We start from the raw sequence: 21,788 nt of genomic DNA, 5'->3' as shown, positions 1-21,788 counted from the left end.
AACGAGCGGGCGGATGCTGTGTGCCCGTGTTCGCCGTGGGCGTGACGCCGAGAGGGGTTGACGCGCGCGGCGTCCGTGCATATCGTTTGTCGATAACAACGACTATCGATAAGCATGAGCGACAAGAGAGCACCTATGGCCCCCACACCCGCCGCGACCGCACCTCGCGGTCCGTCCGCCCTCGAGCGCTCGATCGCCTTCGCACTCACGGTCATCGCCGTCATCGGCATCGCACTCACCCTTCTCGCCGGCCTCTTCGTGATCGGGCTCAACGCCGCAGGCCGGACCGTGACGGTGCCACTCGTTCCGGATTCGCTGCGACAGCCCGATCTCGGGATGAGCCCGGACGTGGTGTGGACGATGTACGACGCCGTCCGCGTTGTCGCACTCGACCCGCCGCTCGCCAGCCGGCTGCTGCGCATCGGGGGGTTCTGCATGTACGGCCTGCTGATCGTCTCCGCCTGCGTGATCGCCATACTGCTGTGCCGTCGCCTGCTTTCGGGCCGCCCCTTCTCTCGAGGCGCGGCGCCCGCGATCGGAGGCTTGGGCCTGCTCTGCATCGTCACCGCCGCCATCGCACCCGCTCTTCTGCTGGAGGGCGACTACCTCGCGGTCGCCGATCTGGGTTTGCGAATGTTCGACCCCGGAACGACGAGCTATCTCGACGCCGGCTCTCCGGCAGATGCCGAAGCACTGTGGCCGGAGAGATTCGACCGGCTCGGGGTGGTGCTGACGCGCACCAACTGGCTGCTTGCCGGCATCGGTGGGATCCTGCTCATCATCGCGGTGGCATTCCGACGAGGTCTGGCGCTGCAGCGAGAAGCGGACACCCTCGTATGACCCCTGTCGACGACGAGGGCCCCTCCGGCATCCACTGTCGCCTCGACGAGTTGCTCGCCGAGCGCGGTATGACGCTGACCCGGCTGTCGGAGCTCGTCGGCGTGTCGATCGTCAACCTCTCGGTGCTCAAGAACGACCGCGCTCGCGCGATCCGCTACTCGACCCTCGCCGCGATCTGCCGGGCGCTCGATTGCGACGTGGGTGACCTGCTCGTCATCGCCGAGTGACAAGCGGCCGGCCCGCGGATGCTCGGCTGTCGCAAGATGCGGGTCCGCAGCATCCACACCCGCACAACGCGACAGGCGAACATCAGGCCCCCCGAATTCCGCTGTCGCAAAATGCGGGTCCGCAGCATCCACACCCGCACAACGCGACAGGCGAACGATTGATGCGCGGCGCGAGCCGCGGCCGCGTGGGCCGCGCGGGCGCTACGTACGCGAGTCGATCGCCGCACGGACGCGCTGCGTGACGACGCCCTGCATCGAGAAGATGTGCGTCCTCGTCGCCCGGATGATGCGCCAGCCTTCCTCGGCGAGGCGATCCAGGCGATCCACGTCGTGCGCCCACTGACCGGCGTCGGTCCGGTGGTGGTCGCCGTCGTACTCGACGCCGATGCGCAGGTCGGGATACGCGAGGTCGAGGCACGCGATGAAGCGGCCGTCCGCGTCGCGGACGTCGTGATCGAGCATGGGTTCCGGCAGCCCGGCGTCGATGAGGATCAGCCGCAACCAGGTCTCGCGCCGCGACGAGGCGCCCGTCCGCACGCGCGGCAGTGCCTCGCGCAGCGCGCCGATGCCGACGCGGCGCCCCGAGGTGACCGCGGCAGCCAGCTGCGTCACGGTTGCGCAAGCCTCGGTGCGCGCGCCAGGCGCAGGCTCGAAACCGCCGGGCATCCGCGGAATGCGCACCAGGTGATCCGCCGCGGCGACGAGGTCGTAGGGATGCTGGAGCACGGCCCCGAGCATCGCCCAGGTCGTCGCGGGGCTCGCGACCCGCAGCGTGTGCAGGGGGTGAACCCACGCCGACCCGAGGTGCGCCGCGATCTGATGCCCGCGGATCCCCGCGCCGCGCGGCGCCCGTCCGGGGGCGAGCATCCCGACGTCGAGGATCTCGGTGACCGTGCCCGTCGGCAGCGGCACACCCCACATCACCGCGGCGGTGATGTGGGTGAAGAAGGCCTCGTCGCTCATCCGCATGCCGTACTGTCGCGCCCGTCGCATCAGGTCGAGTTCTGCACGGCGTCCGGCCGAGAGCCTGTCATCCTCTTCGGCGGGCGGGTCCGTCCGAGCGGGGTCGGTGCGTACGCCGCGGTACGGCTTCGTCAGGTCGCGCGCGCGCAGGCGCGACGCTGACACCCCGGCCTCTCGCGCCTGTTGCACATTGAAGATCTCGCCCAGGCTCGCGGGTAGGTCGGCACGCTGCACACTCGCAGTGTGCCCCGCGCCACGCCGGATCCGCCGAAGTTATCCACAGGCGCCGCAACGATGCCCCATGGATGCTCGGCTGTCGCGAAATGCGGGTCCGCAGCATCCACACCCACCAAGCGACAGGCGAGCACAAAAGACACAGACCCACGGATGCTCGGCTGTCGCAAAATGCGGGTCCGCAGCATCCACACCCACACCAAGCGACAGGCGAGCGCCAGAGACGCAGCCCGCGCGCACGAGCGAACGCACACGCGGGCGGCGCCGTTGCCGCCCGCGCGCGACGGTCAGTTGGAGCCGTAGATCGGGATGCGGGTGCCCGCGAATTCGTCGCCGTCGAGCACCGCGGTGATGCTGTCTTCGACCTCGAGACCCTCGACGAACGCGAGGGTGGCGCGCGGTGCCATGTCCATCGTGCAGACCTGGTCGGCCGGGGGCGTCTCGAATGTGACGGTGACCTCATCGGCAGCCGTCGGCGCGACCCCGGAGATGACGGGCGCGCATGTCGACGAGCCCCATGTCAGCAGCGCGAAGACGCCGTCCTCATCGGTCCATCCCGCACTGGGCGCGTATTCTGCGGCGGTGTTGGTCGGGTCGAGCCCCGGCACACCCTCGAGATCGGTGTCGCCGACGATGCCCTCACCGGTCACCTCGATCTCGAGGTCCTGCGTGGGGTCGACGGCCTCGGGCACGCCCACGAGCGTCACACGGGGGGCCTGATCGGCGGTGCAGGGTGTGTCGCCCTCGACCTCGATGAGCTCGACCACCAGCGCGCCGTTGTCGAGCATCGCGGTCTCGCCGGCGGTGGGCACGCACGAAGAGCTGCCCCACGTCACGAGCCCGATCATGCGGCCTTCGTCGAGCCAGGCGGCGTCGACCTCGATCTCGGTCGTCTCGTCATCGCTCGGTGCCGTCGAGGTGCCGCCGGTGGTGGCGGGCGTCGATGCGCACCCGACGAGGGCGACGGCGAGCGCCGCGATCCCCAGTCCGATGCGTGCTGTGCGCGCAGTCATTCTCGATCCCTTCTCGACGCGGATGCCTCTCTCCACGTCGCCCGACGCGTTCGCGCCCGTCTCATCTTGACGGACGAGTCTGGGCTCACCCAGCGAAGTCGGTGACGGGCCGATAACGATCCGCGCTACTGCAGCGCGGAAGTCAACCGGGCGAGGTTGTCGAGCACGGTCGAACGCAGTGGCTGCTTCTGCCACTCCTCGAGCGTGAGCTCGCGGCTCAGAGATCGGTACTGGTCTTCGACCTCGCGCATCTCGTCGACGAACTCGGCTCCGCGCACGAGCAGCGAGATCTCCATGTTGAGACCGAACGAGCGCATGTCCATGTTGCTCGAGCCGATGACCGCGATCTCGTGGTCGACCGTGAGGCTCTTCGAATGCAGGATGTAGGGCCTGCGGTACATCCAGATCTTCACGCCCGCGCGCAGGAGTGCCTCGTAGTAGCTGCGCTGTGCGTGGTAGACGATCGCCTGATCGCCCTCCTCCGAGACGAACAGCTCGACATCGATGCCGCGATGGCAGGCCGACACGATCGCCAGCAGCAGCGCCTCGTCGGGGACGAAGTAGGGGCTGACGATGATGATGCGGTGCTCGGCGCCGTAGAGCAGCCCGAGGAAGAGCTTGAGATTGTTCTCGGCGTCGAATCCGGGGCCCGAGGGCACGATCTGGCCGTCGAGATCGCCCGGGCCGGCGCGCAGATGCTCGAGATCGAACTCCGTGGTGAGCGCCTCGTCGGTCTCGCTGTACCAGTCGGAGAGGAACACGGCGTTGATGCTCGGCACGACCGGACCCTCGACGCGCACCATGAGGTCGACCCAGTGGAGCCCGCGCTTGATGTTGCGCTTGAGGTTGTAGGTCGAGTCGGTGAGGTTCTGCGAGCCCAGGAACGCCACGATGCCGTCGACGACGAGCAGCTTGCGGTGGTTGCGCAGGTCCGGGCGCTGCCACTTTCCTTTGAGCGGCTGCACCGGCAGCATCAGGTGCCAGATCGCGCCCATCGCATCGAGGCGACGCAGGGTGCGCTTGTAGAACGGCTTGCCGCGGTTGGCCCAGTGATCCAGCAGCACGCGCACCACGACGCCGCGGGCGCATGCCTCCTCCATGGCGCGGAAGAAATTGTCGGTCGCGTCGTCCGACTGGAGGATGTAGAACTCGACGTGCACGTACTCCTTGGCCTGGCGCACCGCCTCGGCCATCGTGTCGAGGCTCTCCTGATAGTCGGAGATCAGATGCGCCGAGTTGTCGCCCGCGAGTGGCATCGCGCCGATGTTGCGGTTCATGCGGACGAGGTTGTTGAACCACGTCGGGGCGTCCGGGCGCAGAGTGCCGAAGTCGAGGTTCTCGGTCGCGTCATGGATGTAGTCGTTGATGCGCTGCTGCTTGCGGCGCCGCGCGCGCGGCAGCTTCGGGTTGCCGATCAGGAAGAACAGCAGCAGCCCCACGATCGGGATGAAGTAGATCGCGAGCAGCCACGCCGTCGCCGACGTCGGGCGCCGGTTGCGCGGGATCACGATGATCGCCCAGACGCGGATCGACAGATCGAAGATCAGCAGGGCGAGGACGGGCCAGGTCAGGTCGATATCGATGACGAGCACGTGATTGCCTCCGCTGAGTTCTGGTTCAGCGTATCGGTGCGCGAGGCCCTCGCCGGATGCACCGCGGCACGGCGGGTCAGCGCGAGGAGGCGGCCGGCGGCGCGTCGTCCGTCAGCGGAGGAAGGCCCCGCTTGGCGCGTTCCTCGGCCTCGATGCGCGCGTAGACGCGGCGCTCCGTGCGATCCATGCGCAGGATGCCGCGCAGGACGAAGAAGAAGACGACACAGACCGCGGTGGTCGGCAGGATCGCCCACACGACCGCGACCCAGTATCCGTCCACCTGCCCAGGATACCCGCCGGGGCGCCCGGGCCGGTCGGAGACGACCCCTCCCCCGCACCGTCTGGGCAGCATCCATCCCCATCCGCCGCCTCGCGCCGGAGCATGCGAGCGCCCGGCCAGCATGCTGGCGCGATGCAGACCGTGATCAAGGCAGCCGATGCCGCCGACTTCCTCGCCCTCGTGCCCGCCCTCGCCGGCTACCACCCCCGGCGCAGCCTCGCGCTGGTGCTCTTCCGCAAGAAGCGCACCGCCGGTGTCATGCGCCTGGATCTGCCGGCTGACACCGATCTCGTCGACCGGGACGCCTACGCCTCCACCGCGATCGGGCTGGCGTGCAAGGTGCCCGACGTCGACGGGGTGGCGGTCGTGGTCTACACGGATGCTGGCTACCGATCCGCGGGGGATGACCCGCTCATCACCGGCTCGGCCATCGTCGATGCCGTCGAGACCCACGCCCACGCCTGCGGCCTGCGCCTGGTGGACGCCCTCTGCGTCGCATCCGACGCCTGGGGCTCGTACCTCGATCCCGACTTTCCGCGGGAGGGACGCCCCCTCGCCGAGATCTCCTCCCGCGCGGCCGACCTGCCGCTGCCGGCTCCCGCGGAGGACCAGGGGACGCAGCTCGCCCTGCCGGTGGTCGATCTCGCCGAGAAGGAGCGGGTCGCCCGTGCTCTGCTCGCCATCGAGGACTACGCGACACGGCTGCTGTGCGAGGCCGCCGCGCCGCCCCCGACTCCCGGCCGCCGCGGGCGCCCGGGCTCTGCCGCCTCGCTCGATCCGCGCGCGATCGTCGCCATGGAGGCGCTCGATGACATTCCGCAGCTGCTCGAAGATGCGCTGGGCATGCCCGCCGAAGACCTCGACCCCTTCGCGTCCGCGGCTCTGATCTGGTGCCTCGTGCGCCCCGCGCTGCGCGATGTTGCACTCGCACAGTGGTGCGACGGCATCGTGGCGGGCGATCTCGCTCTGGAGGCGCAGCTGGAGTGGCAGCGCGGCGGCGAGTATCCCGAAGACGGGGCGCGGCGATTCATGGGCGAGGGTCGGCGCCCGGATCCGGATCGCCTGAAGCGTGCGCGCGATCTCGTGCGTGCTCTCGCGGCGCGCACGCCGCGGGATCTGCGTCCGGGTCCGCTCGCGGCGCTGGGCTGGCTGAGCTGGGCGCTGGGCCAGTCCAGCCACGCCGCGTGGTACTCCGACCGCGGGCTCGAGATCGACCCGGAGCACGGCATGTGCCAGATCGTGCGCACGCTGGTCCGCGCCGGCCACCTGCCGGAGTGGGCCTTCGAGCGGCCGTGACGCGGGCTACTTGACCAGCGGAAAGAGGATCGTCTCGCGGATGCCGAGACCCGTGATCGCCATGAGCAGCCGATCGATGCCCATACCCATACCGCCCGAGGGCGGCATCCCGTGCTCGAGCGCACGCAGGAACTCCTCGTCGATGCGCATCGCCTCGACATCCCCGCGCGCGGCGAGCGCCGCCTGCTCGACGAACCGCTCACGCTGGATCACCGGATCGACCAGCTCGGAGTACCCCGTGGCGAGCTCGAAGCCGCGGACGTACAGGTCCCACTTCTCGACCACGCCCGGAATGCTGCGGTGTTCGCGCACGAGCGGGCTGGTGTCGACGGGAAAGTCCATCACGAAGCCCGGTCTTGACGAAGTGCTCCCAGAGCTCCTCGACGAGCTTGCCGTGGGTCGCGTGCGGCGGCTCCTCGACTCCCGCTTCGGCCGCGAGCGTCTGCAACTGCTCGAGCGAGGTCTGCGGAGTGATCTCGCGACCCGCGGCCTGCGACAGCGACTCGTACATCGAGAGCCGCTCCCACTCGCCGCCGAGGTCGTACACGGTGCCATCGGCCCACGTCACGGTGGTCGAACCCGTGACGGCGATCGCGGCATCCTGGATGAGGCGCTGGGTGAGGTCGGCGATGCCGTGGTAGTCGGTGTACGCCTGGTAGGCCTCGAGCATCGCGAACTCGGGGCTGTGGGTCGAATCAGCGCCCTCGTTGCGGAAGTTGCGGTTGATCTCGAACACCCGCTCAAGACCTCCCACCACCGCCCGTTTGAGGTAGAGCTCTGGCGCGATGCGCAGGTACAGCTCGGTGTCGAAGGCGTTGGAGTGCGTCACGAAGGGTCGGGCGCTCGCCCCGCCGTGCTGCACCTGCAGCATGGGCGTCTCGACCTCGACGAAGCCGCGCGCGGCGAAGGTGGCGCGCAGGCTCGCGTTGACCCCGGCGCGCGCGAGCACCGTGCGTCGGGCCTGGTCGCGCACGATGAGATCGAGGTAGCGGCTGCGCACCCGGCTCTCTTCGCTGAGTTCGGTGTGCAGGTTGGGCAGGGGCAGGATCGCCTTGGCAGCGACCGACCACTCCTCGACCATGATCGACAGCTCACCCCGGCGGCTCGAGATCACCTCGCCCGCGACGAAGACGTGGTCGCCGAGATCGACCAGCTCCTTCCAGCGCTGCAGCGACTCCTCGCCGACGCCGGCGAGCGAGATCATGGCCTGGATCCGGCTGCCTCCGCCCGCCTGGAGCGTCGCGAAGCAGAGCTTGCCGGTGTTGCGACTGAAGACGACGCGGCCGGCGACACCCGCCCGCTCGCCGGTCTGCGTGTCGGGCTCGAGGTCGCCGTAACGCGCCCGCAGATCGGCGATCGCGTGGGTCACGGGCACCGACACCGGATACGCCCCACCCGCGGCATCCGTGCGCTCGTGCATGAGCCGCGCGCGCTTGTCGAGGCGCACCGCCTTCTGCTCGAAGACGTCGTCGTCGGGCGCCGCGACGGCGGGCAGGGCGGAAGGCTCGGTCATGCGTGGGGGCTCCTTGCGAAAGTCGCGCCCAGTCTACCGGCGGGCCCGCGGGCTCCTTCGGGCGATCAGCCGATGTAGATCTCGGCGTTGTCGATGAAGCGGCTGCCCGCGACCGATGCCGCGATCAGCGCGAGCGCCGGGCCCCGGTGGCCCTCGTCGACGGGGAGAAAGGTGTCGGGGTCGACGACGGAGAGGTACTCGAGGCGGATGCGGGGTTCGCCCATCAGCGCCGACTGGGCGGCCGCGATGCAGGCGTCGACACCGCGGTCGGCGTTGGATGCTGCCGCCTCGAGCGCTCCGGGGAGCTTCGCCGCCGCGGCGAGGTCCCGCTCCTCGAGCATGCCCACCCGCGTCGACACGGGCAGGCCGTCATCGCCACGCACGGTGTCGACGGTGAGCAGACGCACACCGAAGAAGAGATCGCGGACCATCCGCCGGACGAGGAAGACCCGTTGCCGGTCCCGCAGCCCGTACACCGCGATGTCGGGATGCACGAGCTGGAACAGCTTGGCCTCGACGGTGAGCAGCCCGTCGAAATAGCGGGGGCGGGCGCGTCCCTCGTAGCGCAGGCCGAGGTCGCCGGCCGTGACACGGGTCGTGTCGACACCCCCGGGCAGCAGCTCATCGACCGTCGGGGCGAAGACGACATCGACCCCGAGCGAGTCCAGCAGCGCGGCGTCCGCATCGGGGGTACGGGGGTACGCCTCGTACTCGGCGGTCGTGGCGAAGCGCAGCGGGTTCACGAAGATCGACACCACGACGATGTCCGCGCTCCGACGCGCGAGCTGGATGAGATCGAAATGACCCGCGTGCAGCGCGCCGACGGTGGAGATGAGGGCGACGGTCGGTTCTGCCTGTGCGGCGCCGCCCGTCGCTCGGGCTGCGGCTCTGGCCTCGGCCAGTCGGGTGCGCAGCCCGTCGATGGTGCTGATCATCCTTGGATGCTATCGCCCGGAGGATCCTCGCCCACGGTCTCGGGTCGTCCCGCCTCGGCCAGGGCGTGGTCGACGGTCGAGCGCACGAGCGCGGAGAGGAAGCCGCCCGGGTTGTGCACGCCGATCCCCGACAGCAGCGTCGTGGACTGGCGCACGATCGCCCGCGAGAACGCGGTGGCCGTCTCGATCGCCTCGGCGTAGGCGGCCCGGTCGACCTCGTCGACGACGACGGGCTCGAGGCCCATCTCGACGGCGAGCGCCTGCGCGATGGGCAGCACGGCCGCGGGCGCGGTCACCCCCGCGTAGCCGGCCTGCAGCTGACGCAGATCGATGCTCGTGCCGGTGAAGGTGATCGCGGGGTGCACGGCTAGCGGGATCGCGCCTCGCAGGGCGGCCGGTCGCAGCACGTCGATGCCGAACGACGGATCGGTGTGCAGCACCAGCTGCCCGACCTGCCACGCCTCGATGGCCGCGAGTCCCGCGACGAGATCGGCGAGCTGATCGTGCGGCACGGCGATCACGACGAGCTCGCTGCGCCGGACGACCTCCGCCGCATCGAGAACGGGCACGCCCGGCAGGATCGCCTCGACCCGGTCGTCGTCGGATCCCGAGGTGATGCCGGTGATCGCGTGCCCTGCTCCGCCGAGCGCGGCCCCGATGACGGGTCCGACCTTGCCCGCTCCCAGGATGCCGACCCCGAGCCGCCCCGAGCGGGTCACGACGGTTCCCCCTCGGGCGATGGTGCCGCGGCCGGGGTGTCGTGCACATCGTCACGATCGGGCGCATCCGGGGTCGACGCCGGAGCCGCGCCGTCGAGGTGTGCTGCCCAGCGATGGGACGCGTCGGCATGGGAGGCGGCGCTCGCGCGGGCCGCGACATCCTGAAACGCGGTCATGACGTGCTCGCGCGCGACCGCCGCGAGATAGCCGTAGACCGGGCCGGCCACGGTGTGCGGCCGCAGATTGGCGACGGCGACCGCACGATCGATCGGCCCCTGGTGCACCGCGACGGACTGGAGCCGGGCGAACGGGAAGATCGCGAGACTGCGCCAGATCACCCCGCGCCGGAGCAGCAGCGCGCCGGGAGTGAGCAAGAACCCGTTGCGCTTCCACGAGAACGGGCGCACGAACCATGCACGCCGAGGCGTGACGGTGTAGGGGTCTTCTGCGCCGGGGCCGAGGATCCCCTGGTCGAACACCAGCGGCCAGTCCGCATCGGGCATATCGGGCAGGATCAGGCGCAGCACGCGCTCGACGTCGGCCCGCTGCCCCACCGGGAGCACCGTCGTGAAGGCGTCGGTGGAGGTGTCGGCCGCGCTGCGGCCGGTGATGCGGTTGATCTTGATCGTCCACCAGCCGAAGGGGCGCCAGAAGATCGACTGGCGCACATCGACGGCGTGCACGCGACCGGGCGGGATGATCTCGGTGACGGTCGTGAACAGCCCGAAGGTGACGCGCAGGCCGTTCGGCGTCGGGGCGATCGAGTAGCGCAGGGATTTCAGGATCTGCGAGACCCAGTAGGCGCCGAAGCCGAGGATCGCGGGAATGAGACCGAGCAGCACCCAGGGCGATCCGACGATGCTGCCCACGACGGCGACGCCGATCATCGCGAGCAGGCCGATGGTGCCCCCGCCGAGCACCTGCGAGGCGATGAGGCGGCCGGCGGGGATGTGCACGACGCTCTCCGGTTCATCGACGGGCCCCTCCGCGCCCTCGATGAGACCGGTGATGCCCTGCGAAACCGTGCTCGCCACGGCGTTCGTCAGCCCCTGGCGGGACTGCTCCGCCCGGCCCGCGGCCGAGAGCTGACGTCCGGAGGCCAGGCGCAGGATGTCGGCGCGCACCCGCTCCGCGTGCGTCGTCGTCAGATACTCCAGCCGCACGTTGGCATCGGCGCCCGCGCCCACCACCTCGAGCTTGGCCAGCCCCACCAGGCGACCCACGAGCGGGCGGGTGAGGTTCACCCCCTGAACCCGGTCGAGCGGCGCGCGCCGGTGCGAGCGGAACACGATGCCCTGACGCACCTCGACGTCATCGTCGGTGATGCGGAACGTGTGGAACCGCCACGAGAGGTAGAACCAGCCGATCAGCACGATGAGCACCGCCAGCACGGCCAGGGATGCGCTCAGCAGCAGCCCGCGCTCCAGCACCCAGTCGACGGGGTCGCCGCTGCTCCACTCCTCGCCCTCGGGCAGCTCGGGCAGAAGCCCCGGCAGGAAGATGCCGACGAGACGGTCGCGCAGGTTGGCGATCACGATGCCGACCACCACGACGAGGAAGAGCCCGCCCTTCAGGAGCGGGGTCAGCGGATGCAGCCGGTGCCACTCGCCGTCGCTGAGATCGCTGCGCGGATCGGTCACAGCCCGGTCCGGCGGGTCTCGGCCACCTCGATGAGCACGTCCCGCAGGTCTTCTGCCGCCTGCTGCGGCAGGCCCGGGATGACGACCCCCGTGACCGCGGCGGCGGTGACGAGCTTGAGCTGGGCGATGCCGAATCCGCGGTCGAGCGGCCCGTGGGTGATGTCGACGAGCTGCATGCGGCCGTAGGGCACGGCCACGAGACGCTGCCACAGGATGCCGCGCCGGAAGACGAGGTCGTCCTCGCGCAGGCGGTAGCCGATCGACCGCGCCTGGCGCGGCATGATCGCGAGGGTCCAGACGAGGATCACGGTGAGGATGCCGCCGGGGATGAACGCCCAGCGCTGGTCGAAGACCAGGCCGACCACGAGCATCGCCGCGACGACGATCAGCAGCATCGTCCCTGTCGAGATGAGCTGGACGGTGACGTACTTCGGCGAGATCTGATGCCACGCGCCGTCGTCGAGCGCGAGCCGGGCGCCGCCGCGCGGTTCGACCAGGCGCGCGAAGGCGTCGGCGTCGAGCGAGGCCGGATCACCAGGGGTGGGCGGTGTCTCCTCCGGCGGCGGGCTGGGGAGGTTCGTCATCGTCGTCCTTCCGGATGATGCACATGTTCTCGGCGACGAGCGCTGCCACGACGAGCACCGCAGCGGCGATGACCGTCGCGGCGACGGCCCCCACCGAGCCTAACGGCGGCGGCACCGGGCGGGTCAACAGGAAGGTGAGCAGACCCAGTCCCGCGCCGCCGACGGCGGCACCCACGATGCTCGAGGCCTTCGCGAGGATCGCGATCCGCAGGGCGCGGAAGGGGTCGATCGGCGCCGCGGGCGTGGCCGGGGCGGCCGAGACGGCGCGCGGGGGGCGCGTCGCGCGCCGGATGGGCAGAGCGAGGAGCACGACCACGACGGCCAGCAGCGCGAGCATGATCGGCAGCGAGATCGAGGGGGTGAACGTCGGTCGCCCGGTCGAGGTCAGCGCCTGGTCCAGGAGGAAGCCCGCGAGCCCGCCCAGCACGGCCGCGACGACGAGCACGAGCGGCTTGGTGCGGGTCACGTGCTCGCGCCCGCCGCGTCCTCGCGGCCGCCGCCGGGACGTTCTCCGTCCGGGCGCAGCGCCGCGAGCAGATCGGCGACCCGTCCGCGGCCGACCAGCACCGCGTCGGGGTCTGCCTCGAGCCAGGGCCCGAGCACGAAGTCGCGCTCGGCGGCGCGCGGATGCGGCAGCACCAGTGCGGGATCGTCCGAGACGACGTCGCCGTAGGCGATCAGGTCGAGATCGAGCGTGCGATCCCCCCAGCGCACGCGCCTCTCGCGTCCCGCCGCGGTCTCGATCCCGTGCAGCAAGCCCAGCAGCACACTCGGGGCCAGGCGCGTGGTCACGAGAGCGACGGCGTTGAGGTAGGCGGGCGCGGACTCGTCCGGCCCGTCGACGGTCACGGCGACCGACTCGATCACGGGCGAGAGGGTGACGGCATCCACCAGCGGCAGCCGCGCGATCTCGCGCACCGCCGCCTCGAGGATCCCGCCGCGATCGCCGAGATTGCTGCCGAGGGCGACGACCGCCGTCACGGGCGGCCGCTCGGATGCGGCATCCACCGGCGGCAGCCCCTGGGCGAGACGGCGGCTCATGCGCGGGCCCGTTCGATCGCGACCGACACATCGCTGAAGGATGCCTCGATAGGCGCCTGCGGTTTGTGCACGACGACGCGCACCGAGTCCAGGCGCGGATCCTCGAGGACGGTGTCGGCGATGCGTGCGGCGAGCGTCTCGATGAGGGACACGGGTTCACCGCCGACGACCTCGACGATGCGCTCGGCGAGCACGCCGTAGTGCGCGGTCTCGGCGACGTCGTCGGTCTCGGCCGCCCGCGTCGTATCGAGGCGGAGCACGACGTCGACCACGAACTCCTGACCCTGCGCGCGCTCGAAATCGAAGACGCCGTGGCGCCCGAAGGCACGAAGCCCCGTCAGCGCGATCTCATCTAGCCTGCCCACGCGTCCCCCGCCTTCCACGCCTCGCCGACCGCGAGGGCATCCCGTGTGGCCGCCGCGTCGTGCACGCGCACCGCCCAGACCCCGGCCTGAGCGGCGAGCACACTCGTGACCGCGGTCGCCGCGTCGCGTCGCCACTCGCTCGGTTCGTCGCCCAGGACCGTCTGCAGAAACCGCTTGCGGGACGTGCCGACAAGCACCCGCGGCCCCAGCGCCACCAGACGGGCGATGCCGTGCAGCATCCCCCAGTTCTGCGCCGCCGTCTTGCCGAAGCCGATGCCGGGATCGAGGATCACCCGCGAGGGCGCGATGCCGGCGGCCGCCGCCGCGCGCAGCCGCTCGTCGAGCTCGGTCGTCACGTCGCGGGCGACGTCGCGGTACTCCGCCCGCGCGTACATCTCGGCTGACGGCCCGCGCCAGTGGCCGAGGGCGATGTCGGCGGTCGTCTCGGCGACGGCTTCGAGCATGTCGGGGTCGGCGAGGCCCCCCGAGACGTCGTTGACGATGCGCGCGCCCGCGGCGACGGCGGCCGCCGCGGTCGAGGCGTTCATCGTGTCGATGCTGACGGTCACGCCTCGCTCGGCGAGGGCTGCGACGACGGGCAGCACACGATCGAGCTCGACGTGCGGCGGCACACGGTCGGACCCGGGCCGCGTCGACTCGCCGCCGATGTCGATCATCGCGGCCCCGTCACGCACCAGCTCGAGCGCGCGATCGATCGCGCGCTGTGGATCGAGGTAGCGACCCCCGTCGCTGAACGAGTCGGGCGTCGCATTGACGATGCCCATGATCAGGGCGGTCACGACCGCGCGCCCGACATCAGGGCGATCAGCTCGGCACGCGCGGCCGGCTCGGCCAGCTCGCCCCGCGCCGCGATCGTCACCGTCGTCGCGTCGGGCTGACGTCCGCCCCGCATCGTCACGCAGCCGTGGCGCGCGTCGAGCACCACCAGCACTCCGCGGGCGTCGATCGCATTCTGGATGGTGTCGGCGATCTGCTCACCGAGCCGCTCCTGCACCTGCGGGCGGGCCGACAGGATGTCGACCACACGGGGCAGGGCGCCGAGCCCGACGACCTGCTCGCCCGGCAGGTACGCGATGTGTGCGACCCCGCGGAAGAGCAGGAGGTGGTGCTCGCAGACCGAGCGGAACGCGATGTCGCGCAGCAGGACCGCGCCGGAGGGGACCGTCTCGGGCTCGGGCCCCCGCGACACCGAGATCGGATGCGAGAGCGGCTCACCGGCATCCTGCCCCAGACCCGCGAAGAACTCGGCATACGCCTCGGCGACCCGCTGCGGGGTGCGCCTCAGTCCCGGCCGGTCCGGATCCTCGCCGATCGCGACGAGCAGCTCTCGCACGAGCGCCTCGACGCGCTGTGTGTCTACCGCCATGGGCTAGGCCGTCGCCGGTCGCGCCTGCCCGCTCGGGCGGCGCCGGGGCTTGGCCTCGACCACCGCCTCTTCGGCGGCGACGTCGGCGGCGATGCCCTCGGGCAGCCTCTGCCGCGGCACGGCGACGGGCGGCAGCGGGGACACGGGGCGGTTCTCGCTCGAAAGCCACTGCGGGCGCGGCGGCAGCTTCTTGACGTCGCGGAAGATGTCCTCGAGCTGCAGGTGATCGAGGGTCTCTTTCTCGAGCAGTTCGAGGGCGAGCTTGTCGAGCACATCGCGGTTGGCGTTGATGACCTCGTAGGCCTCGTTGTGCGCCTGCTCGATGAGGCTGCGCACCTGCGCGTCCACCCGCTCGGCCATCGTCTCGCTGAACTCGCGGCCGTGCCCCATGTCTCGGCCCATGAAGACCTCGCCGCTGGACTGGCCGAGTTTGACGGGGCCGACCTCGTTCGTCATGCCGTACTCGGTGACCATCTTGCGGGCGATGCTGGTCGCCTTCTCGATGTCGTTCGAGGCGCCCGTCGTGGGGTCGTGGAAGACGATCTCCTCGGCCACACGGCCACCCATCGCGTATGCGAGCTGGTCTTGCAGCTCGTTGCGGGTGACGGAGTACTTGTCGTCGAGGGGCAGCACCATCGTGTAGCCGAGCGCTTTGCCGCGGGGCAGGATCGTGATCTTGGTGACGGGGTCGGTGTGGTTCATCGCCGCCGCGGCGAGAGCGTGGCCGCCCTCATGGTAGGCAGTGATGAGCCTCTCCTTGTCTTTCATCACCCGGGTGCGGCGCTGCGGACCGGCCATGACGCGATCGATGGCCTCATCCAGCGCGCGGTTGTCGATCAGCTGCGCGTTGGAGCGCGCCGTCAGCAGCGCGGCCTCGTTCAGGACGTTCGCGAGGTCGGCACCGGTGAAGCCGGGCGTCTTGCGCGCGACGACCTCGAGGTCGACGCCGTCGGCGAGCGGCTTGCCGCGGCCGTGCACCTCGAGGATGCGTTTGCGTCCCTGCAGGTCGGGGGCGTCGACGCCGATCTGCCGGTCGAAGCGACCCGGGCGCAGGAGTGCGGGGTCGAGGATGTCGGGGCGGTTCGTCGCGGCGATGACGATGACGTTGACCTTGGGATCGAAGCCGTCCATCTCCACGAGCATCTGGTTGAGCGTCTGCTCGCGCTCGTCGTGCCCGCCGCCCATGCCGGCGCCGCGGTGACGGCCGACGGCGTCGATCTCGTCGATGAAGATGATCGCCGGCGAGTTCTCCTTGGCCTGGTTGAACAGGTCGCGCACGCGGCTGGCGCCGACGCCCACGAACATCTCGACGAAGTCCGATCCGGAGATCGAGTAGAACGGCACGCCGGCCTCACCCGCGACCGCGCGTGCGAGGAGCGTCTTTCCGGTTCCGGGAGGGCCGTACAGCAGCACGCCCTTCGGGATGCGGGCGCCCACGGCCTGGAACTTGGTCGGGTCTTTCAGGAAGTCCTTGATCTCCTGCAGCTCTTCGATCGCCTCGTCCGAGCCGGCGACGTCCGCGAAGGTCACCGTGGGTGACTCCTTGGAGACGAGCTTGGCCTTGGACTTGCCGAACTGCATGACCTTGCTGCCGCCGCCCTGTGCCGACGAGAGCAGGAACCAGAACAGCACGCCCAGCAGCAGCAGCGGGATCATGAGCGAGAGGAAGCCGTCGAACCAGCTGGGCTGGGGCACGACGTCGTTGTAGCCGTTCTCGGGATCGGCGGCGTCGATGGCCTGCACGACCTCGTCGGCGCGCGCCGAGACGTAGTAGAACTGCACGTCGTCGGCACCGTCGTAGGGGCTCGAGAGCGTCATGTCGACCCGCTGGTCGCCGTCGGTGTTGACGACCTCGGTGACCGTTCCGCCACCGAGCAGCTCGAGACCCTCCTGGGTGGAGATCTGCTTGGCCCCGCCCAGGCTCGAGATCAGCGTGAAGCCCACGATGAGGAACACCCCGATCAGCAGCACGTAGATCAGGGGGTTGCGGGTGATCTTCTTGAAGTCCATGGTGGCGGGTGCGCCCCGATGCCCTTTCGTCGACAGGCCGCTCACGGGCGGTCGTCTCAGGGTAGCGCGGGCATGCTAGGGGGCGCCTGTGCATTCGCCCACGGCGTACGCGGCGCGGGGGCGGCGCGGTGTGTGGCGGTGCGGCGCGGCGCGGTGCGTGGCGGTGCGGGTGGGTGGGTGGGTGCGGGTGCGTGTGCGGGCTTTGCGGTCAGGAGTAGACGTGCGGCGCCAAGACGGCGACATCCCGGAGGTTGCGGTACCGCTCGGCGTAGTCCAGGCCGTAGCCGACGACGAAGTCGTTCGGGATGTCGAAGCCGACGTAGCGGCACTCGACGTGCACCTTCATCGCCTTGGGCTTGCGCAGCAGCGCGAGCACCTCGACCGATGCGGCCCCGCGGGAGGCGAAGTTCTCGAGCAGCCAGCTGAGGGTGAGGCCCGAGTCGATGATGTCCTCGATGATGAGCACGTGCTTGCCGTGCAGATCGGTGTCGAGGTCCTTGCGGATCTGCACGACGCCGCTCGATCGGGTGCCGGTGCCGTATGAGGACACCGCCATCCAGTCGATCGGGACGAGCATCGGCAGAGCACGCGCGAAGTCCGCCATCACCATGACGGCCCCCTTGAGCACGCCGACCAGGAGCAGATCCTGACCCTCGTAGTCGCTCGCGACCTGGGCCGCGAGCTCTTCGAGCTTGGCTTTGATCTGCTCCTCGGTCACGAGCACATCGGTCAGGTCCTCGGCGATGTCGGCGGCGCGCATGGTCCGAGTCTAGGCGCGGTACAGCTGTCGCCTCGGGCTGTGCGCGGGCGGCGTTGGGGCGTGCGCGGGTGGCGTTGGGGTGCGCGGGCGGTGTTGGGGGCGCGCGGGTGGCGTTGGGGCGTGCACGGGCGGCGTTGGGGCGTCAGCGCGACGTTGGGGCGTGCTGCAGCGCGCCCCAACGTGATTTCAACGCCCCAACGCCATGTCGAGGCGCCCCGGCGCGATTTCAACGCCCCAACGCCATGTCGAGACGCTCCGGCGCGATTTCAACGTCCCAACGCCAGGGGGCGTGGATGCTGCGCTCAGATGCTGCGGCTCACGCCCGGGCCGCGAACGTCAGACGGGCCCCGGTGCGTTGAGCGCGGCATCCGGGCAGGTCGATCGGCCCCTGACCGGACCAATCCGTCACGAGCCGCGCGACCTCGAGCGTCTGGGAACGGGTGAGCGAGACCCCGAACTCGCTGGCGACGACGTGCCGGATCACCCGGTGGCGCAGGGCCGCGGGATTCGCCGCGAGCGCGCGCACCGAGATCGCGATGCCCGCCTCGGCGTGCTCGACGATGTCCTCGATCATCTCCTCGATCATGTCGCGGAAGGCCTCGTCGTCCTCGCGCAGCTGGTCGGCCGTGCGAGCCAGCGCCTCGGCGACGCCCGGTCCGATCTCCGCCTCGAGCACCGGGAGCACCCGGCGCCGCAGCCGCACGCGGGCGAAGGCGACGTCGTCGTTGTGCGGATCGCGCCACGGCTCGAGCCCCTGCGCCGCGCACGCCGCGACGGTGTCGGTGCGGCGCAGATCCAGCAGGGGTCGCACCCACTGCACCCCGCCCTCGTCGGCGCGCGACCCCGCCATGCCGGCCAGGCTCGCCGCGCCCGCTCCGCGGGCAAGACCCAGCAGCACCGTCTCGGCCTGATCGTCGAGCGTGTGCGCGAGCAGGATCGCCGGCGCCCCGATCTCGACCGCCGCCGCGCGCAGAGCCCGCCGCCGGGCATCGCGCGCCGCGGCCTCGGGACCACCCGATCCCCCGACCTGCACCGCGATCACGCGGGCCTCGAGCCCGAGTGCCGTGCACGTGCGGGCGGCGGCCGCGGCGACAGCATCCGACCCCTTTTGCAGGCCGTGATCGACGGTGACGGCGAGCGCACGGATGCCGAGCTTCGGCGCTTCGAAGGCGACCGCCGACGCGAGCGCGAGCGAGTCCGCACCGCCCGAGACCCCGACGATGACCGCCGCGTCCGCGTGGGAGGCGAGCGCGCGCCGAGTGGCGAGACGCACGGCGGCGACAGCGGGATCGAGGGGGGCGCGGGCGGTCATCCCGACCACGCTACTCGGGCGCACGGGCGCGTCATCGCCCCCGGCTAGGCTGTTTCGCGGCATCCGCCGACCGACACGACCCCCGCCTGCACGAGGAGCACACGCATGAGCGCGCACGACGCCGTCATCGAGATCCCCCGCGGCAGCCGCATCAAGTACGAGGTAGACCACGGCACCGGCCGCGTCTTCCTCGACCGCGTGCTGTACACCACCTTCGGCTACCCGGCCAACTACGGGTTCTTCGAGAACACCCTCGGCGAGGACGGCGACCCGCTCGACGTCCTGGTCCTGCTCGACTACGACCTCTACCCGGGCGTCATGGTCAAGGTGCGCCCCGTCGGCGTGCTGAAGATGAGTGACGAGGCCGGCGGAGACGACAAGCTCGTCGCCGTGCTGGCGAAGGACCCGCGCTGGGACCACATCCAGGACGTCGAGGACATCCCCGAGTTCACGAAGAAGGAGATCGGTCACTTCTTCGAGCACTACAAGGACCTCGAGCCGAACAAATGGGTCAAGGTCGATCAGTGGGCGGACGCGGCCGAGGCCGAGCGTCTGCTCGCCGAGTCGATCGTACGCTTCGAGGAGCACGAGGGCGTCACCCGCACGCAGGGTGAGGGCGAGGCGCCCAGCACCGTCTGAGCCTCCGCACACGCGCAAAGCGCCGGGACCCACGCGGGGGACCGGCGCCTTGTGTTTCGGCGCGCGGGCGCACATTGGGGCGTTGAAATCACGTTGGGGCGCGCTGCAGCACGCCCCAACGTCGCGGTGACGCCCCAACGGCAACAACGCGCGCTGACGCCCCAACAGGTCAGGACACCGCGCGGGATGCTGTCGCTAGATCGACACGCCGCGCGCGCCCATGAACGACTCGGGGTTGATGCGGTTGCCGTTCTGACGCACCTCGAAGTGCAGGTGGCAGCCCTGCACGAGCCCCGTCTGGCCCTCCCGGCCGATCAGCTGCCCCACCGAGACGCTCTGGCCATAGCTGACGTTGTAGCCGCTCAGGTGCGAGTACGTCGTGACGATGCCGCCCCCGTGGTCGATGCGCACGTGGTTGCCGAACTGCCCGTTCGACGTCGCGAAGACGACACGGCCACTCGCGGCCGCGTAGATTCCCGCTCCGCAGCCGGCGGCCATGTCGGTGCCGTAGTGCGAGCCGGTGCAGCCGTAGTTCGGGGTGCAGATCGTGTCGCGGTAGCCGTAGCGGCTCGTGACCCGACCGCCCGAGGGGCGCGCCCAACCCGATGTCGTGGGCTGCCCGGGCGACGTGCTGCCGCCCCCGCCCCCTCCGCCGTTGTTCTGGTTCTGCTTGGCCGCTTCCTCGGCGAGGCGGCGGGCTTCTTCAGCGGCCCGGCGACGGGCCTCCTCTTCCGCCCGGCGACGCGCCTCGACGCCCGCCTGATATCCGGCGACGGTCTGCGCGGTGGTGTCCTGGAGTGCTGCGAGCTGCGCCTCGAGCACGATGAGGTTCTCCGACTGCGCCTGCAGCGCGGCCTCCGCGGCGAGCGCTGCGTTCTGCGAGGCGATCATCTTCTCTTCGGCGACCTGCTTGAGACGATCACGTTCGTCGCGAGCGACCTGAGCCTGATCGCTGAGGGACTGCGCCGAGTTCTGGGCCGTCACGGCCTCGGCGAAGGTCTCCTTGTTTCGCTCGAGCACCTTGTCCATCGTGCCCAGGCGCGAGAGCAGGTCTTCGGCGCCCGCCGCGGATCCCGAGAAGAACAGCTCGAGTGACGTGTCGTCCCCGCCGGTGCGGTACAGCTGGGCCGCGACCCGGCCTGCGCGCTCGGAGGCGTCGCGCGCGGCCTGCGCCTGAGCATCTGCCTGCGCCTGCAGGCTGTCGGCGCGCTCGGCGGCGGCGAAGTAGGCCTCTTCGGCCTCGAAGAACTCCTGGGCCGCCTGCTCGGCCGCGGCGCGGGTCGTAGCGACGTCGTTCTGCAGCTGCTGGATGAGGCCCTGGATGCGAGAGACCTCGCCTGCCTTGCTCGCCTCGTTCTGCTTGGCGCGCTGTACATCGTCCCAGGTGGGATAGTCGGCGGCGAACGCGGCCGGGATCATGGGTGCGGCGAGCGCTCCCGCGGCGACGAGGCCGAAAGCTCCGAGGCCGAGAACCCATCGCCTGCTCAGCGGTCGGGCGCGCGCGGCCGATGTCGCAGTCGCGAAGGCGCTGCTCTCGGCGGCCGTGGGCGCGCAGCCGCAGTCGGGCTCGGCGGCGCGCGCCATGTCGTTCGTACTGGACACCTGCGCCCCTCCCGGTCGTCGAGCCAGCAACAGCGACCACACTAGCAACATCCGTCACATCCGCAACGATTCGATTCGCTGAGCACGGCGATGGATGCTGCGCGTGATCGCTTGCATTCGGCACAGCTCGTGGATCCAGCATCCCCCCACGAGGGCCGTCCGGCCAGCGCGACGCGCTCCGATTGGCGGATCGCCCGGGGATTGCGTATGCTTGACCGTCGGTAAGCGTGAGCACCGGGTCGACTCTGATCAGGGGTTCGCTCGGCCCCATCGTTTAGCGGCCTAGGACGCCGCCCTTTCACGGCGGTAGCACGGGTTCGAATCCCGTTGGGGTCACCACAACTGAATATGCATGGCCCTGTAGCGCAGTTGGTTAGCGTGCCGCCCTGTCACGGCGGAGGTCGCGGGTTCAAGTCCCGTCAGGGTCGCTCTGAGCGACGGGCCCTTTTCATCGAGAAGGGCCTTTCGTCTTAGATCGCGGCACGGCTGCTCCTCGGATCACCCGCCGCGAGGCTCTGTAGCTCAGTTGGTAGAGCGCACGACTGAAAATCGTGAGGTCACGGGATCGACGCCCGTCGGAGCCACACGGACCGTCGTTACAACGGTCCCAGAAACCCTCGCCTAGCTTCTACATGGCGGGGGTTTTGCTTTTCCCCGGTGAGAGGCAATTTTCACGTAGCCCCCTCGGCTGCCCCGGCCGATCGCTGAGCGAGCAAATCTCCCGCCCGTTTCGATGAGCGCGGTGCGGTGAGTCGCCCTCGGCATGGAACGTGGGCCGGTCCGGGGCCGGTTGCCACCCCGATGCGACTCAAGTTGGCCCGGCGGGGAATATCCGC

General features: G+C 70.4%; 21 protein-coding genes, 3 tRNA genes and 1 pseudogene. 7 read left to right on the top strand and 18 right to left on the bottom strand.

Annotated elements, in window-relative coordinates:
- The first annotated feature begins 114 nt into the window (after positions 1 to 114).
- Together DI573_RS09590 and DI573_RS09585 are read left to right on the top strand one after the other, a co-directional pair.
- Positions 115 to 840, top strand: a complete 726-nt coding sequence (locus DI573_RS09590; RefSeq protein WP_292813336.1) for a hypothetical protein — start codon at positions 115 to 117, stop codon at positions 838 to 840.
- A complete protein-coding gene (locus DI573_RS09585; protein WP_292813333.1) occupies positions 837 to 1,067 on the top strand; it encodes a helix-turn-helix transcriptional regulator in 231 nt (76 codons plus the stop codon). Before DI573_RS09590 ends, DI573_RS09585 begins: the two co-directional genes overlap by 4 nt.
- A gap of 201 nt (positions 1,068 to 1,268) precedes the next feature.
- Here the strand turns inward: DI573_RS09585 and DI573_RS09580 are convergent, their stop codons facing one another.
- The 4 genes from DI573_RS09580 to DI573_RS09565 all read right to left on the bottom strand — a co-directional run bounded on the left by DI573_RS09580 (position 1,269) and on the right by DI573_RS09565 (position 5,149).
- Positions 1,269 to 2,264 (bottom strand): hypothetical protein, encoded by a 996-nt coding sequence (locus DI573_RS09580; RefSeq protein WP_292813331.1) that lies wholly within the window; start codon positions 2,262 to 2,264, stop codon positions 1,269 to 1,271.
- Between the two features lie 287 nt (positions 2,265 to 2,551).
- Positions 2,552 to 3,277, bottom strand: coding sequence for a hypothetical protein (locus tag DI573_RS09575; protein ID WP_292813328.1), 726 nt, complete (start codon positions 3,275 to 3,277; stop codon positions 2,552 to 2,554).
- A gap of 125 nt (positions 3,278 to 3,402) precedes the next feature.
- Positions 3,403 to 4,869, bottom strand: a complete 1,467-nt coding sequence (gene cls, locus DI573_RS09570; protein WP_292813325.1) for a cardiolipin synthase — start codon at positions 4,867 to 4,869, stop codon at positions 3,403 to 3,405.
- 76 nt (positions 4,870 to 4,945) lie between these two features.
- On the bottom strand, positions 4,946 to 5,149 hold the full coding sequence (locus tag DI573_RS09565) for a hypothetical protein (protein WP_292813323.1): 204 nt from the start codon (positions 5,147 to 5,149) through the stop codon (positions 4,946 to 4,948).
- Between the two features lie 132 nt (positions 5,150 to 5,281).
- Between DI573_RS09565 and DI573_RS09560 the strand changes: the two genes are divergently transcribed.
- Positions 5,282 to 6,445 (top strand): DUF4192 family protein, encoded by a 1,164-nt coding sequence (locus DI573_RS09560; RefSeq protein WP_292813320.1) that lies wholly within the window; start codon positions 5,282 to 5,284, stop codon positions 6,443 to 6,445.
- A 6-nt stretch (positions 6,446 to 6,451) separates the two neighbouring features.
- Here DI573_RS09560 and lysS read toward each other — a convergent pair.
- The 13 genes and pseudogenes from lysS to tilS all read right to left on the bottom strand — a co-directional run bounded on the left by lysS (position 6,452) and on the right by tilS (position 18,711).
- Positions 6,452 to 7,958: pseudogene (gene lysS, locus DI573_RS09555) on the bottom strand (lysine--tRNA ligase).
- A 65-nt stretch (positions 7,959 to 8,023) separates the two neighbouring features.
- Complete coding sequence (gene panC, locus DI573_RS09550; protein ID WP_292813317.1) at positions 8,024 to 8,893, bottom strand: pantoate--beta-alanine ligase; 870 nt, start codon at positions 8,891 to 8,893, stop codon at positions 8,024 to 8,026.
- Positions 8,890 to 9,612: a DUF2520 domain-containing protein gene (locus DI573_RS09545; protein WP_292813315.1), complete on the bottom strand. Its 723-nt coding sequence runs from the start codon at positions 9,610 to 9,612 to the stop codon at positions 8,890 to 8,892. The genes panC and DI573_RS09545 overlap by 4 nt, the downstream gene beginning before the upstream one ends.
- On the bottom strand, positions 9,609 to 11,252 hold the full coding sequence (locus DI573_RS09540; RefSeq protein ID WP_292813312.1) for a PH domain-containing protein: 1,644 nt from the start codon (positions 11,250 to 11,252) through the stop codon (positions 9,609 to 9,611). Before DI573_RS09540 ends, DI573_RS09545 begins: the two co-directional genes overlap by 4 nt.
- A complete protein-coding gene (locus tag DI573_RS09535) occupies positions 11,249 to 11,836 on the bottom strand; it encodes a PH domain-containing protein (RefSeq protein ID WP_292813309.1) in 588 nt (195 codons plus the stop codon). The genes DI573_RS09540 and DI573_RS09535 overlap by 4 nt, the downstream gene beginning before the upstream one ends.
- The gene (locus tag DI573_RS09530; RefSeq protein ID WP_292813307.1) at positions 11,784 to 12,302 is read right to left on the bottom strand and encodes a DUF3180 family protein; all 519 of its coding nucleotides are present in this window, start codon (positions 12,300 to 12,302) and stop codon (positions 11,784 to 11,786) included. Before DI573_RS09530 ends, DI573_RS09535 begins: the two co-directional genes overlap by 53 nt.
- On the bottom strand, positions 12,299 to 12,877 hold the full coding sequence (gene folK, locus DI573_RS09525) for a 2-amino-4-hydroxy-6-hydroxymethyldihydropteridine diphosphokinase (RefSeq protein WP_292813304.1): 579 nt from the start codon (positions 12,875 to 12,877) through the stop codon (positions 12,299 to 12,301). The genes DI573_RS09530 and folK overlap by 4 nt, the downstream gene beginning before the upstream one ends.
- Positions 12,874 to 13,242 carry a dihydroneopterin aldolase gene (folB, locus tag DI573_RS09520; protein ID WP_292813302.1) on the bottom strand — a complete coding sequence of 123 codons (369 nt, stop codon included), beginning with the start codon at positions 13,240 to 13,242 and terminating at the stop codon, positions 12,874 to 12,876. The genes folK and folB overlap by 4 nt, the downstream gene beginning before the upstream one ends.
- Positions 13,230 to 14,042, bottom strand: a complete 813-nt coding sequence (gene folP / locus DI573_RS09515; RefSeq protein ID WP_292813300.1) for a dihydropteroate synthase — start codon at positions 14,040 to 14,042, stop codon at positions 13,230 to 13,232. Before folP ends, folB begins: the two co-directional genes overlap by 13 nt.
- Complete coding sequence (folE, locus tag DI573_RS09510) at positions 14,039 to 14,629, bottom strand: GTP cyclohydrolase I (protein WP_292813297.1); 591 nt, start codon at positions 14,627 to 14,629, stop codon at positions 14,039 to 14,041. Before folE ends, folP begins: the two co-directional genes overlap by 4 nt.
- 3 nt (positions 14,630 to 14,632) lie before the next feature.
- Entirely contained in the window at positions 14,633 to 16,639 is a 2,007-nt protein-coding gene (ftsH, locus tag DI573_RS09505; RefSeq protein ID WP_292813295.1) for an ATP-dependent zinc metalloprotease FtsH, read from the bottom strand.
- 208 nt (positions 16,640 to 16,847) lie between these two features.
- A complete protein-coding gene (gene hpt / locus DI573_RS09500; protein WP_292813293.1) occupies positions 16,848 to 17,399 on the bottom strand; it encodes a hypoxanthine phosphoribosyltransferase in 552 nt (183 codons plus the stop codon).
- 316 nt (positions 17,400 to 17,715) lie between these two features.
- The gene (tilS, locus tag DI573_RS09495; protein WP_292813290.1) at positions 17,716 to 18,711 is read right to left on the bottom strand and encodes a tRNA lysidine(34) synthetase TilS; all 996 of its coding nucleotides are present in this window, start codon (positions 18,709 to 18,711) and stop codon (positions 17,716 to 17,718) included.
- A 105-nt stretch (positions 18,712 to 18,816) separates the two neighbouring features.
- On the opposite strand from tilS, the gene ppa reads away from it, so the two are divergent.
- On the top strand, positions 18,817 to 19,350 hold the full coding sequence (ppa, locus tag DI573_RS09490) for an inorganic diphosphatase (protein ID WP_292813288.1): 534 nt from the start codon (positions 18,817 to 18,819) through the stop codon (positions 19,348 to 19,350).
- A gap of 195 nt (positions 19,351 to 19,545) precedes the next feature.
- Here the strand turns inward: ppa and DI573_RS09485 are convergent, their stop codons facing one another.
- Positions 19,546 to 20,952 (bottom strand): M23 family metallopeptidase, encoded by a 1,407-nt coding sequence (locus tag DI573_RS09485; protein WP_292813285.1) that lies wholly within the window; start codon positions 20,950 to 20,952, stop codon positions 19,546 to 19,548.
- 263 nt (positions 20,953 to 21,215) lie between these two features.
- Between DI573_RS09485 and DI573_RS09480 the strand changes: the two genes are divergently transcribed.
- The 3 genes from DI573_RS09480 to DI573_RS09470 all read left to right on the top strand — a co-directional run bounded on the left by DI573_RS09480 (position 21,216) and on the right by DI573_RS09470 (position 21,536).
- Positions 21,216 to 21,291: transfer RNA gene (locus DI573_RS09480), tRNA-Glu, on the top strand.
- Between the two features lie 15 nt (positions 21,292 to 21,306).
- Positions 21,307 to 21,380 (top strand) — tRNA-Asp (locus DI573_RS09475).
- A gap of 83 nt (positions 21,381 to 21,463) precedes the next feature.
- Positions 21,464 to 21,536 (top strand) — tRNA-Phe (locus DI573_RS09470).
- Positions 21,537 to 21,788 lie beyond the last annotated feature (252 nt).

Origin of the sequence: Microbacterium sp. (genome assembly GCF_003248605.1) — a bacterium.
Lineage (GTDB): Bacteria > Actinomycetota > Actinomycetes > Actinomycetales > Microbacteriaceae > Microbacterium.
The sequence above is the reverse complement of the archived record's forward strand: the minus strand, read 5'-3'. Positions and strand labels throughout refer to the sequence as shown.

What these genes read in the sequence shown, in the direction of transcription:
- ftsH (WP_292813295.1), bottom strand. Translation starts at nt 16,639, where the DNA reads ATGGACTTCAAGAAGATCACCCGCAACCCCCTGATCTACGTGCTGCTG.
- panC (WP_292813317.1), bottom strand. Translation starts at nt 8,893, where the DNA reads ATGATCAGCACCATCGACGGGCTGCGCACCCGACTGGCCGAGGCCAGA.
- folK (WP_292813304.1), bottom strand. Translation starts at nt 12,877, where the DNA reads ATGAGCCGCCGTCTCGCCCAGGGGCTGCCGCCGGTGGATGCCGCATCC.
- DI573_RS09585 (WP_292813333.1), top strand. Translation starts at nt 837, where the DNA reads ATGACCCCTGTCGACGACGAGGGCCCCTCCGGCATCCACTGTCGCCTC.
- DI573_RS09590 (WP_292813336.1), top strand. Translation starts at nt 115, where the DNA reads ATGAGCGACAAGAGAGCACCTATGGCCCCCACACCCGCCGCGACCGCA.
- hpt (WP_292813293.1), bottom strand. Translation starts at nt 17,399, where the DNA reads ATGCGCGCCGCCGACATCGCCGAGGACCTGACCGATGTGCTCGTGACC.
- ppa (WP_292813288.1), top strand. Translation starts at nt 18,817, where the DNA reads ATGAGCGCGCACGACGCCGTCATCGAGATCCCCCGCGGCAGCCGCATC.
- tilS (WP_292813290.1), bottom strand. Translation starts at nt 18,711, where the DNA reads ATGACCGCCCGCGCCCCCCTCGATCCCGCTGTCGCCGCCGTGCGTCTC.
- folE (WP_292813297.1), bottom strand. Translation starts at nt 14,629, where the DNA reads ATGGCGGTAGACACACAGCGCGTCGAGGCGCTCGTGCGAGAGCTGCTC.
- DI573_RS09535 (WP_292813309.1), bottom strand. Translation starts at nt 11,836, where the DNA reads ATGACGAACCTCCCCAGCCCGCCGCCGGAGGAGACACCGCCCACCCCT.
- DI573_RS09560 (WP_292813320.1), top strand. Translation starts at nt 5,282, where the DNA reads ATGCAGACCGTGATCAAGGCAGCCGATGCCGCCGACTTCCTCGCCCTC.
- DI573_RS09575 (WP_292813328.1), bottom strand. Translation starts at nt 3,277, where the DNA reads ATGACTGCGCGCACAGCACGCATCGGACTGGGGATCGCGGCGCTCGCC.